At 41.1% G+C, this 18,031-nt stretch carries 15 protein-coding genes; 12 read left to right on the top strand and 3 right to left on the bottom strand.

Translation table 11 applies throughout. From position 1 onward, the window contains the following. Positions 1-1,272: 1,272 nt before the first annotated feature. The 3 genes from C900_RS30230 to C900_RS29785 all read right to left on the bottom strand — a co-directional run bounded on the left by C900_RS30230 (position 1,273) and on the right by C900_RS29785 (position 1,961). Entirely contained in the window at positions 1,273-1,434 is a 162-nt protein-coding gene (locus tag C900_RS30230; protein WP_009579110.1) for a hypothetical protein, read from the bottom strand. A 205-nt stretch (positions 1,435-1,639) separates the two neighbouring features. Then, complete coding sequence (locus C900_RS30225; protein WP_009579109.1) at positions 1,640-1,801, bottom strand: hypothetical protein; 162 nt, start codon at positions 1,799-1,801, stop codon at positions 1,640-1,642. A 19-nt stretch (positions 1,802-1,820) separates the two neighbouring features. Then, positions 1,821-1,961, bottom strand: a complete 141-nt coding sequence (locus tag C900_RS29785; RefSeq protein WP_009579108.1) for a hypothetical protein — start codon at positions 1,959-1,961, stop codon at positions 1,821-1,823. 370 nt (positions 1,962-2,331) lie between these two features. On the opposite strand from C900_RS29785, the gene C900_RS07445 reads away from it, so the two are divergent. The 12 genes from C900_RS07445 (at position 2,332) to C900_RS07385 (ending at position 17,871) form a co-directional block, all read left to right on the top strand. After that, the gene (locus C900_RS07445; RefSeq protein WP_185113957.1) at positions 2,332-4,269 is read left to right on the top strand and encodes an ATP-binding protein; all 1,938 of its coding nucleotides are present in this window, start codon (positions 2,332-2,334) and stop codon (positions 4,267-4,269) included. Positions 4,270-4,283: 14 nt separating this feature from the next. Continuing rightward, positions 4,284-4,667 carry a hypothetical protein gene (locus tag C900_RS07440; RefSeq protein ID WP_009579106.1) on the top strand — a complete coding sequence of 128 codons (384 nt, stop codon included), beginning with the start codon at positions 4,284-4,286 and terminating at the stop codon, positions 4,665-4,667. Positions 4,668-4,824: 157 nt separating this feature from the next. Beyond that, complete coding sequence (locus C900_RS07435) at positions 4,825-5,256, top strand: response regulator (RefSeq protein WP_009579105.1); 432 nt, start codon at positions 4,825-4,827, stop codon at positions 5,254-5,256. 1,087 nt (positions 5,257-6,343) lie between these two features. Continuing rightward, on the top strand, positions 6,344-8,632 hold the full coding sequence (locus C900_RS28195; protein WP_009579103.1) for an ATP-binding protein: 2,289 nt from the start codon (positions 6,344-6,346) through the stop codon (positions 8,630-8,632). Continuing rightward, positions 8,629-10,851 (top strand): tetratricopeptide repeat protein, encoded by a 2,223-nt coding sequence (locus tag C900_RS07420; RefSeq protein ID WP_083867452.1) that lies wholly within the window; start codon positions 8,629-8,631, stop codon positions 10,849-10,851. Before C900_RS28195 ends, C900_RS07420 begins: the two co-directional genes overlap by 4 nt. Before the next feature lie 173 nt (positions 10,852-11,024). Next, positions 11,025-11,234 (top strand): hypothetical protein, encoded by a 210-nt coding sequence (locus tag C900_RS07415; protein ID WP_009579101.1) that lies wholly within the window; start codon positions 11,025-11,027, stop codon positions 11,232-11,234. Positions 11,235-12,157: 923 nt separating this feature from the next. Continuing rightward, positions 12,158-12,478, top strand: coding sequence for a hypothetical protein (locus tag C900_RS07410; protein WP_009579099.1), 321 nt, complete (start codon positions 12,158-12,160; stop codon positions 12,476-12,478). Positions 12,479-12,856: 378 nt separating this feature from the next. Continuing rightward, on the top strand, positions 12,857-13,027 hold the full coding sequence (locus tag C900_RS29615; RefSeq protein ID WP_009579098.1) for a hypothetical protein: 171 nt from the start codon (positions 12,857-12,859) through the stop codon (positions 13,025-13,027). A 43-nt stretch (positions 13,028-13,070) separates the two neighbouring features. Further along, positions 13,071-13,256: a hypothetical protein gene (locus C900_RS07405; protein ID WP_040496037.1), complete on the top strand. Its 186-nt coding sequence runs from the start codon at positions 13,071-13,073 to the stop codon at positions 13,254-13,256. 555 nt (positions 13,257-13,811) lie between these two features. After that, positions 13,812-14,021: a hypothetical protein gene (locus C900_RS07400; protein ID WP_009579095.1), complete on the top strand. Its 210-nt coding sequence runs from the start codon at positions 13,812-13,814 to the stop codon at positions 14,019-14,021. Between the two features lie 492 nt (positions 14,022-14,513). Next, positions 14,514-15,680, top strand: a complete 1,167-nt coding sequence (locus C900_RS07390) for an HlyD family secretion protein (protein ID WP_009579093.1) — start codon at positions 14,514-14,516, stop codon at positions 15,678-15,680. 10 nt (positions 15,681-15,690) lie between these two features. Beyond that, positions 15,691-17,871: a peptidase domain-containing ABC transporter gene (locus tag C900_RS07385; RefSeq protein WP_009579092.1), complete on the top strand. Its 2,181-nt coding sequence runs from the start codon at positions 15,691-15,693 to the stop codon at positions 17,869-17,871. Positions 17,872-18,031 lie beyond the last annotated feature (160 nt).

The raw sequence follows: 18,031 nt of genomic DNA, 5'->3' as shown, positions 1-18,031 counted from the left end.
ACACAAGCAATGCTCAAGATCGTTATACGTTCACTAATCTCCTCTTGGGAGGAGACACAGAGGTGGGTAAACAACAGAATGGAAGCATGAGTTGTAAGTCTGGTAACTGCTCGTCCTTGAAAGGCAGTCACGCGCTACACTTCGTTAAACGTGCGCCAGCTTTAGGAAATTCACCACCTCCGGCCTATGGCCACCTCCGCCCGCGGAGGACAGTGCTGTTTAAGTTTTGGAAAGGGAGTTTTAGTTACTTTTCTTTTTTTAAGACTTAACGGGAATGGGTTACACAAGCAATGCTCAAGATCGTTATACGTTCACTAATCTCCTCTTGGGAGGAGACACAGAGGTGGGTAAACAACAGAATGGAAGCATGAGTTGTAAGTCTGGCAACTGCTCGCGCTTGAAAGGCAGTCACGCGCTACACTTCGTTAAACGCGTGCCAGCTTTGGGAAATTCACCACCTCCGGCCTCTGGCCACCTCCGCCAGCGGAGGACAGTGCTGTTTGAGTTTTTGAAAAGTGTTTAGATCCCTTTTCTTTTTTTAAGAATTGCCAGGAATGGGAGGCTATCGTTAGGAAGCGCACCAGTTCGCCTACTATCCTCCGCTGGCGGAGGTGCCCGAAGGGCGGAGGTGGTAAGAATGCATTGCAGTCGAATGAATTTAATTCAGTCCAAAATGTTTCACTACTCTCTACGAGTTGTTGCCTTTTACCGATGAACGGATATAACATTCTGTGAAATGCTTGTATTTATGCGGGAAAAATGATGCTTCCTAAAAGATCGGATAAAATTTACATTCTATTGGTGTAAGGAATAAGAGATGAGTGTAAAAGAGTATTAATACTTTTAACAATGGAAAGGTAACCTTATGTGTAATAAATTTTTAGAAGTTAAATGTTCAATTATTACATGAAGTTTTTTGGTCTTGTTCCGGCATCTTTTCATGCTTACACGGACCTTTGTTGGATGTTCTTACAGGCCGTCTTTGTTGGTGTCTTGTTGATGTCCCCACCAATAACCCGTGTATGGGCATGTCTCATCAACCATCAAACCGATTCGCATGCACCCTTGGAGGTGTCTGCACCAATATCAATGTGTATGCCGGGTACTTGCAGTTAACAACGCGCTACTATCCCACGATCATCAGAAACCCCTCCGCACTGACCGGCCACTACCTAAAGCGTTATTCCTCGATTACCGATCACTAATTTCCGATCACTAATTTCCGATCACTGATTACCGTTCACCGATCACCGTTCACTATGATTCAGCTTTCTAAAACTGATTTTCATCTTCCAAAGCAAAGCCGCTCATAGGCTCAGATTGCTGTTTTACCTCAGTATTTTGCTTCTTGGAAACAGCTTCCTTGTTGATAGTGATGAATGAAAACGAAGCGATCACGGCTACCGCGAAAGCCACAAGTATTTTAGTTTTCATATTTTTTGTTTTAAATGTTCCGGATCATACTTAATTCGTTACCCCCCCTTGGTTAGTGTCCCATTAACCAATCAAATGACTCTCCTCGCCTTGGTTAGTGTCCCCACTAACCAATTCATGTCTCACTAACCAATCAAATGAACCTGCGAAATAAAATTATGCATCATCCACTATAATATTACATTGTTTTTAACGTTATTTCCCGTTAAAACTGGTTCTCATCCTCCAGAGCAAAGCCACTCATCGGCTCAGCTTGCTGCACTTTTTCAGCTTTCTGGGCAGAAATGGATTCTTTGTTGATGGTGATGAATGAGAAAGAAGCGATTACAGCTACTGCAAAGGCTATGATTAGTATTTTTGTTTTCATTTTGATTGCAGGTTGAGTATTAGAAGCCATCGCTTTCAGATACGCCTCCGCCGGCAGTTTTAGTTGTGTTGCTTTCCGGTTTGATTTCTTCTTCTGAACATGATGAAAAAAGTGCTGATAAAGAGATAATTGAAATAAAGAGTAATAATTTCGTTTTCATAATTTTATTGGTTTTAATGTTGCTAATTTTTAAATTCAATTTTTATTGTTGGCTGAGTTGATGTATATTGAGCTATTTGTTCGATGTATATAAAAATATGATATATTTGAATTTTTTATTACATCGAAAATTTTCTATTATTTGTTCGCTATGTTTGGTAATTTATTTGTTTTGGCAAATATGAATGCAATAGTTGAATATTTACCACCTAAATATGAGGAGAACCTTACTTGTGTGTTCTTTTTCTAACTATTATATTTTTTTGAGGGGACTCTGTATTCTGTGGATTGTTTCAACCGGATCAAGTTTTTCAGTTGCCGTTGCCCAAGATAAATCTACTTCCGAAATTCAGAAGAATGGAGAGTATTGCATGCAACGTTTTATAGAACTTCGGTTATCTAACTTAGATAGCGCGTTGTACTTTGCTGAAATAACTCATGATATTGCTGAGGGTGAAGGGGACAGTCTTCTTATGGTAAGGGCGCAAAACGCCATTGGATGGGTATATCAACAGAAGGGTTTTAATCAAATAGCAATCGAATATTATAAAAAAGGTCTTGCTATTTCGAGGCGAAATAAGTATCAAGATAGAGAACGACATATATTAAATAATCTGGGTGTTGCATATAATAACAATGGTCAATATGATTCGGCATTAAAGGTGCATTTTGAATCCTTAGCACTTCGTGAAAAATACAATGATGAGCGAGAAATCGCGATCTCTGCTAACAATATTGGATTGGTATATTACCGAATAAAGGATTATAGAAAGGCAATTGATTTCTTTAGACGGTCAATAAAAATAAAGCAATCAATAGGGTACAATGATGGTGTTGAGGTCACTTTAGTCAATTTAGGTTTATGCTATATAGGTGTGGGTGACTATTCCCAGGCTTTAAAGAATTTTGATAGAATCATTGAGATTTGTAAAACAGGGTGCGCCAAGGAAATAGAAATCAATTCATATAATGGAGCCGGAATAGCATATTTTCAAATGGGGGCTATAGAAAAAGCAAAAGAAAGCTTTGCTATTTCAAACAAACTTGCCCGACAGATGGATTATAAAGGTGTCGAGGTTATAAACTTATACTACTTAGCTCAAATTGAATTTACAAAAGGGTTTTCCGAAAAAGCTATCAATTACTTAAGCAAGAGCATGGGAATAGCTGAAGTCATTAATTATAGGGAGTGGATTAGGAATAACTTTGAACTTTTCGGCCAAATCTATGCTGAGTCTAAGGATTTTGAGTCTGCTTATGTGTATCAAAAAAAATACGATTCTTTAAACAGGCAAATCCTTAATGAGGAAGTAATACGTAATTTAGCAAACGTACAGATCGCATATCAAGAAAAAGAGAACCTAGAAACCATCAACCTCCAACGCACGGAACTTACTCGCAGAACAACCCTTCTCGTACTTTCCGTCATCATTATTTTCCTGGCTTTGGCCATTCTCATTCTATTGTTTAGAAACAACCAGCACAGAAAAAAGGTCAATCGCAAGTTGTCTGATGCTAATGAAACTATTGAGAAGCAGAACGCAGAACTTACCAACATGAACCTGGTGCTGGAAGAGCGGGTGAAAGAGCGTACTCAGGAGCTAAATGCCTCCAATGCGGCTCTGCTAAAATCTAATACAGAGCTCGATAACTTTATTTACAAAACTTCTCACGACATCCGTGGTCCGCTGGCTACGCTGCAGGGAATGTGTAATGTGGCATTGATGGATATCGAAGATCAAAAATCTATCGAGTACTTCAATAAACTTGGAAAAACCGCTCAGCGACTCAATGAAATTTTATCCAAACTGTTAGTAATCAATCAGATCAACAACTCACTGATCTCGGATGAGCCGATCGACTTTGAAAGTATCCTTCGCGTAGCCGTCAATGATCAGAAGAACACAGAAAATGGGAAGAAAATATGTGTTAAGGAAGAAATTGAGACCAGTCTAAACTTTCGAAGTGATGAAGACCTGGTAAAAATAATTGTTACCAACCTGGTGACCAATGCCTTTAAGTTTCATAACACCTCCGAAAGGGTGGAATCTTTCGTGCATATTTCCGTTGCTCGATGTGGTCAGGAGCAAATCTGTCTGCAGGTGATTGATAATGGCATAGGTATAGACGAAAAAGTATCTTCTAAAATTTTTGAGATCTTCTCCAAGGCCTCTGATATGTCTGATACTGCCGGGCTGGGGCTCTACCTTGTAAAACTTGCCGTTGAGAAGCTGGAAGGCCAGATCAAACTGACCAAAACCGAAGAAGGCCACACTTGTTTTAGTGTAATACTGCCGTATTATCATTAATTTGCAGCAGAGTTATGGCTGACAGATCAATAGTGAAATTTTCGTGGAAAGACCTGATCTTGCTGGTGAAAGTACTGGACCAGTATGAACTGGCGGTAAAAACGGCCAAACCGGATCAGGGTGTAAGCGCTGTTCACATTAACATCAAAAAGCGCATACTCAAGCTGATCAATAAGAACATGAAAGCGGAAAGCATTGGGTTACCAGCCGTCAGGAGGGAGTGGGTCTATTTGAAAAATGTCATTTTTCAGTATTTTATTGGCCTGCTCAAAATGGGTATCGAAAATGAGGATACTCAGTACAAACAGATGTATGAAGCGATCATTAAGCTGCTAAGTGAGGAGGATGAGATAGAGAAGACGCTTTATATGATTGAAAATTATAAGATAGGATCATGAGTAATAGCATTAAAACATTAGTCAACACAATAAAAACAATGTCATCCTGACGAAGGAAGGATCTTCCTAAGATGCAATCTACTGTCTTTGATCTTAGTCAGATTCTTCGTGCCTCAGAATGACCGTTATCATAAAACTCACACTAAAATATATTCACATGTCCAGAAAAGTTATTTTGATACTTGATGATGAGCCTACTATTCTTGATGCCATCAAATACCAGGTAAGCAAAACCTTTGGCGGTGAATATGAATATGAGCTGGCCGAATCGGGAGAAGAAGGGCTCGAGATCCTCGAAGAGCTCATAGAAGAAGGACTGGATATGCTCATCGCTATCTCCGACTGGCTGATGCCCGGTATGAAAGGCGATGATTTTTTAATAGAGCTTCACAATCGTTTCCCCAACTGCGTCAAGATCATGGTCACCGGCCAGGCCGACCAGCAGTCCATTGACAGGGCCTTCAAAGAAGCTAACCTGCACAAGGTGATCTACAAACCCTGGGTCAAAGAGGAGTTGGTAGATGCCATCCGTTCAGGAGTGAGCAACCTCACAAAACCCTCCAAGGGTAATAAACCCTTGGAGGGTTGAAACGCCACCACATTATGCACCAGTCCCCCGACCTGGGTCTGTCCCGGCCACTCTCCATAGCCGTTAACTTAAGAGAAAAACGAGCCCCCAGAGGCCCCCAGAGGGGGTAAATCTTTGTAGCCCGGGGTGAAGCCCCGGGTTTAAACGAGAAGTTGAGTGTGCCATAGGAAGGCCCAACCATGGAACACAGGCTTCCTTGGCACACATGGCAGGAATGAGTTCGAAGCATTTACCTTAGTAAGCATGGATGCGCCAAAATAGCCTTCTCATCTTCCCAAGCTTGAATGTGGCGCATAAAAAAATCTAATCCTATCCCGGGGCTTCACCCCGGGCTATCCCTACCGGGATGCTTAAGTTAACGGCTATGGGCCACTCTCGGGATTCCCGGGCCCCGAGTATCGGAAGCCAACCTGTTTAGACCTTCGAAGCCAACCATGGAATTCCAAAAATAATTTTTACTATTTTATGCCTCCGATTTTCAGGTAGCTTTACTAAACTTCCAAAAGTTTGGTAAAGCTTACCGTTTTTTCTTGTAAGCCCTATCAGTCCTTTCAGGCTTGGTAAAGCAGGTGAATTTTCAGACCTCCAAGGTTTTGAAAACCTTGGAGGTCTTTTCCTCCAACCGCACCTCATCGGATGAATATCTTCCCAAAGCAAATTTCATCCGATGAATAATCGAAGCACCAGCCTCTAAATCCTAGCTCGCGCCAGTCCCCGGACCCTAGTTCCGGGGCCCCGATCATCGAGCGCCATGCTAAAGTGAACCTTCGAAACCACCTATGGAAATCCGAAGGAATTTTGCTATCCCTGGAGTAGTAGATCTCATTACCGCCTCATCGGATGAATATCTCCTTAAAGCTAATTTCATCCGCACCAGCCGTTCTGTGCTTATCTTCTTTTTGGAAAAAAGAGCTTTACTAGTCCTTTCAGGCTTATTAAAGCATCGCCATGTAATTAAACAAAATCAAACAAATACATTTCGTAAATAATTGTTTATGTTTGGATTATTTGTTTTATTGCAGCGAATCATTTAATTAATTTAGACCTCCAAGGTTTTCAAAACCTTGGAGGTCTCGCCCACACACACATGAAATACGTCTTAAAGCATCTAATCCCCATTGGCGTAATCATTTTAATACTTTCAGCTTGCGGAGAAAATAGTCCAGAGAATAAAGTTTCCCAGGAAGATCAGCAGCGGTTTGATAGTTTGATGGCATTGATATTGAAGTATCGGTATTCAAATCTTGATACCACTTCGTATTATGCAGATGAAATTTACAAGTTGTCTTATAAAAGCGGAGATGTCCGAATGAAATGTCAATCGGAAAATATTAAAGGATGGATTGCCAAGCAACAGGGGAACTACGGAATTGCTAAAACCCATTTTCTTATTTCTCTTCACATGGCAAGAGAGAATGGATTTATTAAGCAAGAAAAATATGTAACAAATAACCTGGGCCTTCTTTTCTATAATTTGGATAGATATGATTCATCACTTTATTATCACATGGAATCCTTAAGGCTGAGGGAAATAGAAGGTGACTTGGAAGAAATAGCGGTTTCTTATAATAATATCGCATTAGTTTATTACAAGACCCATTTCTATAAAGACGCAATTGTTTTTTTTAATAAGGCATCGGAGCTCAATGCTAGCATAGGGGTCGTTGACTATCATAGCCTAACAAACCTTGGAATATGTTACATTGGAATTGGGGAGGTTGAATATGCAGAGAGCCATTTATTAAGTGTTCTTGAAGCATGTAAAGGCAAGTGCATCCCTAAAATTTTAAATGAAATCTACATTGGTTTAGGTGACATAAGTCAGCGTCAGAAAAAATATGAGTCAGCCTTGTCCCGATTTAATAAGGCACTAGAAATAGCCCAGGAATATGGATTGAAATCTGGCGAAGCAGATTGTTTATATCGTTTGGCAAATATTCATTTTTCTTTTAAAAACATTGAAGAAACATTTCAATATCTAGATCAGGTCGAGACCCTCCTAAGAAATGCTCCTTATCGGCATTGGCAGAAATATGTCTATGAACTTTATTCAAAATTGCATGCTTCTCAAGATGATTTTCATAACGCGTATAAGTATAGGTTACTGTATGACTCTGTTTCTAATATAATATCAAGTGATAGTATTAAGAGGCAATTAACCTATCTTCAGATCAAGAATGCAGAAAGGGATAATTTAGAAACCATTTCCAAGCAAGAGCAGCACATTGCAAGCAAGAATTTCCTTTTGATTTTTCTTATAATAGCTCTTACTTCAATTTTATTTGTTGGAGTTGTAGTGTATAGATTGTATAAATTGCAAAAAAAATCCAAAGAACACCTCCACGAAACCCTCGAAGAACTCCAAACCACCCAGGAAAAGCTCATCTCCCAAGAGAAAATGGCTGCCCTGGGCCAGTTGGTAGCAGGCATAGCGCATGAATTGAACAACCCATTGGGCTCACTGCGTGGATTGCTGGAACCCGTATCCGATCATTTTAATAAAGTGGTGAAACAGTTTCATGCTGTTTTAGGTCAGCTTTCTGACGAACAGTTGAGCCATGTATTTGCTATCATTCGGGAATATGAAGGTCAGGATAGAATCTCCGAGTCTTTCCATGGTACCCGTAGAAGTCTGAAAAAACAGTTGCAAAAGGAGCTTGAGGCAAATGACCTTCACCTGAGCAGTGCGGCAGTTGAACAGCTTGTTGAAATGAACTCCACACCTCTCGATAGCCGAATAGTTGAGCTTCTTAGCTTGCCCAATGGGGAAGAAGTGCTGGATATGCTACACAGCATTGTGATGCATCAGAAAGGCACCGGTCAAATGCAGACTGTGGTGAGGAGGATAGCCAAAGTGGTAAGCGCCCTGCAAACCTACTCTCAACCCCAGCGCCATAACCAGGAATTTGAGCCGGTTGATATCATTGAGAATGTAGAAACGGTACTGACGCTGATACAAAATGAACTTAAGCGAGGGATTAGTCTTGTTAAAAACTTTCCGCCAACTGCCTCTAAAATACAGGCCAACCCCGATGCCCTGAACCAGGTATGGACCAACCTGCTGATGAACAGCATCCAGGCGCTACCCAATCATCAAGGTACTATTGAAATAATAATTAGGGAGAACAATGAATACATTGTCGTAGAAATAAAAGACAATGGCCGCGGCATCAGCCCGGAAGATCAGGATAAGATATTCGAAGCTTTCTACACCACCAAAGAACGAGGCTATGGCACCGGGTTAGGGCTGAACATTTCAAAGAAGATCGTGGAAGATCATGGTGGGAAGATTGGTTTTAGGAGTGAGATAGGGGAGACGGTTTTTAGGGTGGAATTACCCAAGCATTTAGAACAGGAGAACCATCAAGCGCTATGAAAATAAGGTTATTTCTTTTCCTGATATATTGTTGCTATTGCTCAGTGGCACAAAATATTGATTCTCTTAAAGCACTTAGCAATAGTAACGATCCAAAAATTAGGTCAGAGGCGTTGATGGAGTTATTTATAGCTTATCGAACCAAGGATTTAGACAGTGCTATGTATTTTGCTGAATTATCTGAAAAGAATGCGTTGCAAGCGGGCGACAGTTTGCTAATAGTCAGGACGCTGACAGCTATTGCCTACGTTAATCAAGAAAAGGGATTTTATGAAAGTGCCATAAAAGACTATACCAGTGCATTGGATATTTTGCGAAGAAATGGTTTTAAAGAACGGGAAAGATTCCTTTTGAATTTTTTGGGACGTTGCCACTATCATAATGGCAGTTTTGATATGGCCTTAAAATACTACTTGCCATCCCTAAAGCTGAGGGAGGCTAAAAATGATCAAAAGGAAATTGCTATTTCTTGCAATAATATTGGACTGGTTTATTATCAGGTAGGGAATTATAGTAAAGCGATCGAATATTTTGAGAGATCACTCTCTATAAAGCAGACACTTAGCGAAAACAGCTTAATTGAAAGTACTTTAGGAAATTTAGGGCTATGCAATATTGGGTTAAAAAAATATAAAACTGCTTTAAAATACTTTGACATTGTTCTCATTGACTGTGACAAAAGGGAATGTGAGCCGTCTGCCTTTGTTGAGGCGCTAATTGGTGCCGGGATTGCTCACTACTCTTTGAATCAGTTTAAAGAAGGAGAAAACTACCTAAAGAGGGCTATTAAGTTGGCAGAAAAAATTGGATCCTCCGAAAAAATAATAACGGGTTATCGATATTTAGCCGACATTAAAAAGGAAGAAGGAATGTTGAAAGAAGCTATTGTCCTTCTGGATGAAAGTCAAAACATCGCAAAGCAAAACGAACGAACGGTTTGGATAATGCGAAATCATGGACTGTACGGGGAGATATTCTCATTAATGGGAGAACATAAACTTGCTTACAGTCATTATATCATATATGACTCTCTAAGGGAAAATATTGAGGGAACTCCTATGATACACAAGTTGACAAATCTTCAGCTTGAAAATGTTGAAAAGGAACATAAAGAGGCTATTTCGCAGCAAAAAACCGAGATTGATCGAAGAAACGAACTGCTTCTTGTAGCTATTGCCGTTATATTCGCAGTAAGCATTGCTGCCATAGCTTTCTATCGGAACTATAATCAGCAGAAAAAAATTAGGGAAGAACTCCAAACCACCCAGGAAAAGCTCATCTCCCAGGAAAAAATGGCTGCGCTGGGTCAGTTGGTAGCAGGCATAGCACATGAGATCAACACCCCGTTAGGCGCTTTACGTGGCACGATACATCCGGTAAAGGACTACTTCGATAACATCAGGCAAAATTTGTCAGCTTTGATGAGCAGGTACAGTTCTGATTATGCTTTAGTAAATCAGGTGCAGGCATCTTCCTTTAAAACTACCCGTGAACGCAGGCAATTCAGGAAGTCTTTACAGATTGAGTTGAAGGAAAGTGGATTTGATGATCCCGGGCTGGCAGACAAGCTGGTGGACATGGGCTATCAGCATTTGAATGATCAATTGGTGGGTATGCTAAAAGCTCCGGAAGGAAATAAATTGTTTGACCTTCTGCACAGCATGAGCCTTTTGCAGAAGAACACCGAGCAGGCCGGACCTTTGGTGACTAAAATATCCAAGGTAGTGCAGTCACTGCAAATGTACTCGCAGCCGCAGGTGGCAGAAGAGATGGTGCAGGTAGACCTGCGACAAAATATAGAGGATACGTTACTCATTCTGCAAAGTGAGCTAAAACGTGGGGTAAAGCTGGTGAAGGTGTTTCCTGATAACTTATCACCTGTTTGGGCCGACTCTAATGCACTGAGCCAGGTATGGTTAAACCTGCTCCTCAACAGTATTCATGCGGTGAATCACCGAGGTACCATAGAAGTAGGTGTCAAGGAAAGGGAAAGAGACGTGGTGGTATGGGTGAAAGATGATGGCGTTGGAATAAAGGGTGAGGATAGGGATAAAGTATTCGAAGCTTTTTATACCACGAAAGACAGGGGATATGGCACGGGCCTGGGACTGAATATATCTAAAAAGATCGTAGAAAGACATGGGGGCAATATTACCTTTCATAGCCAGCCGGGGGAAACCATTTTTGAAGTATATTTACCGAAGTGTTTAATATCGTAGCTGAGTGTGCTTCTAAGAAATCTATTAAGAGACGTCATCGGTAACGGAGTGCGGCAATGCCATTTAGCATATGTGCAAGATTTTGGGGATTGCTTCGTCCCTACCGATGACGATTGAATTTCTTAGAAGCATGATCGAAGTTAGCGAAAGAAGCAGTTGGCAAAGTCCCTGAAATGGAAGAATACGATTACGAAAAAGAGTTAAAGCGATTATTCCTCATTGCGATCAACGACAGGTCTGTAGTACTTCAGCTTGATGAAGACACCAAAGCCGAATTCCGGCAGCTCCGGTACAGGATGGCCAAGAATGAGGTGGGGGAAACTACGATGCGCAAGATCGTGGAGAAATATCTTAATAAGCGGTTTGTTATTGTGGATTCCTGATTAACTAGGCAGTTGGCAACTGTAGGCAGTTTTAGTGATCTGTAGTCATTTCCAGTAATCAATGGGTAGCTCCCCCACGCACCAGTCCCCGGACCCCGTTTCCGGGGCCGTTAACTTAAGAGAATAACGAGCCCCCAGAGGGGGTAAATCTTTGTAGCCCGGGGTGAAGCCCCGGGTTTAAACGAGAAGTTGAGTGTGCCATAGGAAGGCCCAACCATGGAACACAGGCTTCCTTGGCACACATGGCAGGAATGAGTTCGAAGCATTTACCTTAGTAAGCATGGATGCGCCAAAATAGCCTTCTCATCTTCCCAAGCTTGAATGTGGCGCATAAAAAAATCTAATCCTATCCCGGGGCTTCACCCCGGGCTACCAATATTGCATCCCTACCGGGATGCTTAAGTTAACGGCTATGGGACCCCGTTCCGGGGCCCCGCTGATCAGGGCTCAGCCAGAGTAAACCTTCGAACTTAGCTATGGAAATCCGAAGAAATTCTTTGCCATTCTATTGAGCAGGTAACCTGGCGACATCGGATGAAGTTCTTTGCTAAAGGGCCCCGGAACGGGGTCCGGGGACAGGTGCGAGAGGGTTTTTTCTCTCTCCAAAAACAAATACTCTCTAATAAAACAGACCCTCCGAGGCTAAAAAATCCTCATCGGATGAATGTCTTCACAAAGCAAGTTTCATCCGATGAATGTTCAAGGTACTGGCCGCTATTTTCACGCGTTCAGTTATCCAACCTCATTGATCTTTTACCAACCAGCGGAACAATATCTTAAAATTCAAGATTTTCAAAAAGTAAATAAAAATTTATGAATTGTTAAAAAATATTTTTAACATAGTATTTATAAATAGTTATGATTTGATAATTATTGATTTTAGTCATTTACATGTCCAACCAACCTTAAAAATCGCTACTGTTATGTCAATTGATGAAAGAAGAACATTGTACCTGCGTCTTGACCGGATGATACGGATGAAAGTAAGAGGGAATGCTGCGGTGTTGGCCCACCGGCTGGGGATATCAAGAAGTACTTTTTTCAGATGTCTTGATGATATGAAGAACCTTGGCGCGCCCATTGGCTACAATGAATTCGCCCAGCATTATTATTATATTGAAGAAGGCTGCTTTGCATTTGGCTTTGTTAAAGAGCAGGAGTTAATGACCAGTGAATTGGTGGAGATCTCCGGTGGCTGGAATGGAATATCGAGCATCAATCTACCTGGTGTCAGACGGTTTTGAGCCGCCAGGACGTCTTTCAGGGTACCTCTGAGCCACAGAGCATCTTCTCGCAGAAATTGTCCTATTGCGGGGTGACCTCTCCCTGAATGCACCGGCTATCTGTATATATCCGTCAGACGGTTTTGAACCGTACTGACGGGGATAGTAGCACAGGGATTAGTGAAGTTAAGCTGATCATTTTATGATAGATTACTTAAAAAATTGGCATTTTCCTCCTCACGGGTACCCAGCCCATCTCCTATCGGCTGGAATGTCATTCATAAAATTTTATAAAAAATATTTTTTCAGTCTCACTTTTTGAGACTCACGACCGATAGCATTGTAGTAGGTTTTCGCGAATGACCTATAATCAAATGTTAAACTTTAAAACTTTAAAAAATGAAGAATTTAGAATTATCCGCTTTTCAAGAATTGACAGCAAAGGAATCTGCCGAAATTAAAGGAGGTGACTTTGGACTTACTTTGGCCGTGGTTGGTCTGGGTATTTATCTTTTTGATAATCGTGAAAAATTTGTGGCTGGAATTAAAGATGGCTTACAAATTGACTAATTGTCGTAATTAATTATTTTTATTACATTTAAAATATTCTTTTATGAAAGATTTATTTAATGAAGATCAACACTTAGTGCAAGAGTTAACTCAACAAGAACTTCAAATGACTAATGGTGGAGAGGACGGAGATGCAGCATACTGGATGGGTAAACATGTTGGTGCCACATTGGCTACAGGAGGTCTTGGAGTCAATCCTGTTGGTTATCTAATTTATATGTTTAATTAATAATTTCCATTAGTAGTAGGGATTCCTACTACTAATGTTAAAATCTTTACATTATGAATTCCAAGTCAAAAAAAATTTTATTTGCCATCCTTCTTACGCTACTCTTGTTAATCTTTTTATTTGATAGGAGAGAATCATTCTTTGAGGGACTTAAGGATGGGGTGGAGCTCAAAGAAGATCGTTGAGTAACTTGTATACTTCATTGTTCGATTAAACTATGAAAAAAATCATAATGCAAGCTTCAATAGCTGTGATATCGATTTTATTGCTTCTTTATGCAACAGGTTACGCAATGGGGAGGATTAATTGCATGTTATAGTTTTGAACTCTCTTCATTGAAGCCCCTTTAGACCTTACAGGTTTTCGAAACCTGTAAGGTCTTTTTTTCCATAACTCCCATTCAAAAAAATACAGATTATTCCTTCAGTCTCAGATTATGAGACTCCGGCCACTTATTCTTGTACCATCACTCTCTAAATCAGCAACTATCATGGGACTCAAGATGGCTGTGAAAGCAGGAGGGTAGGTAGTTTATATTCTAAAAATCTTACTCAGATGTCCGATAAAGAAAAAATTATAGATGGATTGGCATCCTTATACCTGCTGAAGGAGCAGGTGAACAAACAAATTGATTATGCCGCTTTAACCATTGAAGGCGAGAGTTGGGAGGACCTTCCTTATGTAAAAGACAACCTTATACAATGCAAGATAAAGCTGGAACTGATGCAGAAACGAATTGATGAAGTGCTGAGCAACTGTGGGTAGAGGAGTCCGAAGTCGTTGAAGACCTCAGCCTATGGTAGAGGGGCACGCGTTACGCTATCGCCAAACGCGCGCCAGATTGCGGCCGAAGCGATTTTAACTCCTTGTTTATTATGGTTAGATCTTTTCCATATGCTGTAGCCGGAAGATCAAAGTCGGAAGTCGGAAGTCGTTGAAGACCTCAGCCTTTTGGTAGAGGGGCACGCGTTGCGCTATCGCTAAACGCGCGCCAGTTTAGAGAATGTTCCTGGGCCTGCGAAACACTCCAAGGGTTTGGTGATGTTGGAAATTTTATCTCCCAGTCCCACTTTTTGAGACTCCGGCCATTTATTCTTGTGCCGTAATTGAAAATAAAAATTGTAATTCGTTATGTATTCTAGAAAACGATCGTTGATCATCACAAGATTAAGCGCCTGGATATTCGTGCTTTTATTCATAGCATTTACCTATGGCTATCTGTTTCATAAAATTTTCGGATACCTGGGTTAGGCGCTTATGCAGAAACAGATTTTTCCTAAGGAGATTGTTGATCATACCGTTGAGGTTCAGGTGGCAAGGCATTCTACCAGATCGCAGCTTATTTACATGATGGTGATTTTTGTATTAGTGGCAGCTTTTGCTTCGCTTCCCTTCATTGATGTAGATGTTACGGTCCGAAGTGCTGGGTTAGTCAGGCCGGTAAACGAAGTTACTACCATTTCCTCCCCTTCAAGCGGCCGCTTATTCAAGCTAAACGTGCAGAACAACCAACATGTGTTTGAAGGTGATACATTGTTTATCATTGAATCCAATATACTGGATAATAGGGTAAGTTATCTCCATACCAGGCGTTTGGAGCTATTGGCGCAGGCACGAGACCTGAAGAGGTTGATAAGCGGCTTTTCTATATCCGCTTTTAATAATATAGACAGTATTGAAACCGCCCCTTACAGACAGGAATACCTGGAGTTTACACAAAGAGTAAACGAAGGAAACGCACGCTACCTGCTGGCCAAAAAGAAATGGAAGAGAAATCGCCAACTATTTGATGTGCAGGCAATAGCAGAAGCAGAGTATGATAACAGCAAATTTGAGTATGACCGTATAACAGCCGAATTTAAAATGATGCATCAATCTCACATTAGCAATTGGCAAATGCAACTGCAAAACAATGAAGACGAGATAGCAGACATAAGCAATCAGTTAGCCCAACTCCGAGAGGAGCAAAATGACTACATCATAAAAGCCCCCGTTTCGGGAACGATACAGGGCTCGGACGGAATATTTGAAGGAGTGCAGATTTTTGCCAATCAGTCGTTAATGAAGATATCTCCGGATTCGGAGCTGGTGGTGGAGACCTATATTTCCCCGGGTGATATCGGTTTTTTGAAGGAGGGCATGCCCGCCAAATTTCAGATAGATGCTTTTAACTATAACCAATGGGGTCTCGCTACGGGTACAGTCAAAGAGGTGGCAAATGATGTGATCATGTATAATGATAAGCCGGTGTTCAAAGTGCGATGCAAGCTTGACCAGGAAGCGCTGCAATTAAAAAACGGCTACAGCGGCAAACTGAAAAAAGGTATGACATTAAGTGCAAGGTTTATTGTCAGCAGGAGGTCTCTCTGGCAGCTCTTGTATGATGATGTTGATGACTGGCTGAATCCTGCACGTGCAGAATAAACTTTTACTTATGAGTAGATCTATAAAAGTAAAACAACATGATGTTACCGACTGTGGAGCGGCATGTCTGGCCTCAGTGGCTTCATTCTATGGGCTGAAGCTGCCCATCTCCCGGATAAGACAATATGCATCTACTGACCAAAAAGGGACCAATGTGCTTGGTATGATAGAAGCTGCCGAAAAGTTGGGTTTTGTGGCTAAAGGGGTACGGGGAGAATTCAGCAGTCTTTTAAAAATTCCCAAACCTGCCATTGCCCATATCATAGTCAATAAAGTTTTACACCATTTTGTGGTGATCTTCGAAGCCAATGAGAAGCATGTTAAGGTGATGGATCCCGGGGATGGTAGAATGCACACCTACTCCAATGACGAGTTTATGCAGTTGTGGACAGGTGTGCTGTTGCTGCTATTGCCTGATGATGGTTTTGAAAAAGGGAATGAAAAAGTTTCGGTGGGCAGGCGTTTGTGGTATTTACTGAGGCCACACAAAACTATTATGCTTCAGGCTTTATTTGGTGCTGCTATTTTTACCATCCTCGGACTTTCTACCTCCCTCTATGTGCAGAAGATTGTTGACCACGTGCTTGTAGAGGGTAATAAAAATCTTCTTAATCTGCTCAGTATCATTATCATTATGCTGGTGCTTTTGATAGTGCAGATATTTATAGGTGCCACCAAATCTATTTTCACCCTAAAAACGGGCCAACTGATAGATGCCAGGTTGATTCTGGGTTATTACAAACACCTGCTGAGGCTACCGCAACGATTTTTTGACAATATGAGGGTGGGAGAGATCATTTCCAGGGTAAATGATGCCGTCAAGATCAGGGCGTTTATCAATGATACCTTGATCGAGCTAATTGTCAATATCTTCATTGTACTTTTTGCCTTCGGTCTGATGTTCATTTATTACTGGAAGCTGGCGTTGATAATGTTGATGATCATTCCTTTTTACGGACTGGTTTATTTTTTCACCAACAGGCTCAATAAAAAGACACAGCGGAAATTGATGGAAAGTGCCGCTGACCTGGAATCTCAGTTGGTGGAGTCTTTAAATTCGGTTTATACCATAAAAAGTTTTGGCCTGGAGGAGCATGCTAACATCAAAACCGAAACAAGATTTATCAAGCTGCTGAATAATGTCTACGTGTCGGGTAAGAACAGCATATTTTCGGGCAATGCTTCTCAGTTTATTTCACGGCTGTTCACGATTATTTTGTTGTGGGCAGGGTCTGTATTTGTGATTGATAATGCCATTACTCCGGGGGAGCTTTTGTCCTTTTACGCGCTGGTGGGATACCTTACCGGTCCTGTCAGTAGTTTAATTGGTATGAACAAAACTATCCAGGATGCGCTGATAGCATCAGATCGGCTTTTTGAGCTGATGGATTTAGAAAAGGAAGATGGAGAGAACAAGATAAAAATATCACCCGAACAGCTAGGGGATATTCATTTTAAAGACATCCATTTTCGTTATGGTTCAAGGACTAACGTTTTCGAAGGACTGAATATGAAATTGGCATTTGGAAAGGTAAATGCAATAGTTGGAGAAAGTGGTTCCGGGAAAACTACGTTTATGTCTATCATTCAATGCATATATCCCATAGAGCAAGGAGCCATTACAATAGGTGAGCTTAACCTGAAGTATACTGATAAGGAAAGCCTGAGGGATATAATTGGCGTTGTTCCTCAAAAAATAGACTTGTTTGCGGGGAATGTGATAGACAATATTGCAGTAGGGGACTATGAACCCGACATGCAAAGGATTATTAAGATCTGCTCACAATTGAATATTTTAGAATTTATTGAATCTTTACCTGCCGGATTCAATACATATCTTGGGGAAAATGGAGCGTCTCTTTCGGGAGGGCAGAAGCAACGCATAGCTATTGCCCGCGCCTTGTATAGGGAGCCGGAAATATTAATTCTCGATGAGGCTACATCTTCTCTGGATTCAGCCTCAGAGCAGTATGTTCAGAATGCTGTTGACCTGTTGGCCAGGCAAGGAAAAACGGTCATTTTAATAGCGCACAGATTGAGTACTGTTCGCAGTGCAGACCATATTGTCGTACTTCAAAAGGGTAAGCTGGTGGAACAGGGTACACATGAAGCTCTGCTTGAAGTCCGGGGACACTATTTCAACCTCTGGAAACAACAATTACCCATGCTGGAGGAGAGGAGTGTGGCTTGATGTAACCATGTTTTTTTTGGTTTTTTTAAACAAAAAATTCCCTCAATCTCATTTTTTGAGACGCACATACCTTATACTTGTAAAATCTAATCGACCTGTCTTACCTAGTACCTTTTAAGAAAATGCAGAAGGAGCTTTCTTTTATGCAATGAGAGAAAGT

Source organism: Fulvivirga imtechensis AK7, from assembly GCF_000331535.1.
GTDB lineage: Bacteria > Bacteroidota > Bacteroidia > Cytophagales > Cyclobacteriaceae > Fulvivirga > Fulvivirga imtechensis.
This window is presented reverse-complemented; position numbering and strand designations above follow the sequence as displayed.

What these genes read in the sequence shown, in the direction of transcription:
- C900_RS30230 (WP_009579110.1), bottom strand. Translation starts at nt 1,434, where the DNA reads ATGAAAACTAAAATACTTGTGGCTTTCGCGGTAGCCGTGATCGCTTCG.
- C900_RS30225 (WP_009579109.1), bottom strand. Translation starts at nt 1,801, where the DNA reads ATGAAAACAAAAATACTAATCATAGCCTTTGCAGTAGCTGTAATCGCT.
- C900_RS29785 (WP_009579108.1), bottom strand. Translation starts at nt 1,961, where the DNA reads ATGAAAACGAAATTATTACTCTTTATTTCAATTATCTCTTTATCAGCA.
- C900_RS07445 (WP_185113957.1), top strand. Translation starts at nt 2,332, where the DNA reads ATGCAACGTTTTATAGAACTTCGGTTATCTAACTTAGATAGCGCGTTG.
- C900_RS07440 (WP_009579106.1), top strand. Translation starts at nt 4,284, where the DNA reads ATGGCTGACAGATCAATAGTGAAATTTTCGTGGAAAGACCTGATCTTG.
- C900_RS07435 (WP_009579105.1), top strand. Translation starts at nt 4,825, where the DNA reads ATGTCCAGAAAAGTTATTTTGATACTTGATGATGAGCCTACTATTCTT.
- C900_RS28195 (WP_009579103.1), top strand. Translation starts at nt 6,344, where the DNA reads ATGAAATACGTCTTAAAGCATCTAATCCCCATTGGCGTAATCATTTTA.
- C900_RS07420 (WP_083867452.1), top strand. Translation starts at nt 8,629, where the DNA reads ATGAAAATAAGGTTATTTCTTTTCCTGATATATTGTTGCTATTGCTCA.
- C900_RS07415 (WP_009579101.1), top strand. Translation starts at nt 11,025, where the DNA reads ATGGAAGAATACGATTACGAAAAAGAGTTAAAGCGATTATTCCTCATT.
- C900_RS07410 (WP_009579099.1), top strand. Translation starts at nt 12,158, where the DNA reads ATGTCAATTGATGAAAGAAGAACATTGTACCTGCGTCTTGACCGGATG.
- C900_RS29615 (WP_009579098.1), top strand. Translation starts at nt 12,857, where the DNA reads ATGAAGAATTTAGAATTATCCGCTTTTCAAGAATTGACAGCAAAGGAA.
- C900_RS07405 (WP_040496037.1), top strand. Translation starts at nt 13,071, where the DNA reads ATGAAAGATTTATTTAATGAAGATCAACACTTAGTGCAAGAGTTAACT.
- C900_RS07400 (WP_009579095.1), top strand. Translation starts at nt 13,812, where the DNA reads ATGTCCGATAAAGAAAAAATTATAGATGGATTGGCATCCTTATACCTG.
- C900_RS07390 (WP_009579093.1), top strand. Translation starts at nt 14,514, where the DNA reads ATGCAGAAACAGATTTTTCCTAAGGAGATTGTTGATCATACCGTTGAG.
- C900_RS07385 (WP_009579092.1), top strand. Translation starts at nt 15,691, where the DNA reads ATGAGTAGATCTATAAAAGTAAAACAACATGATGTTACCGACTGTGGA.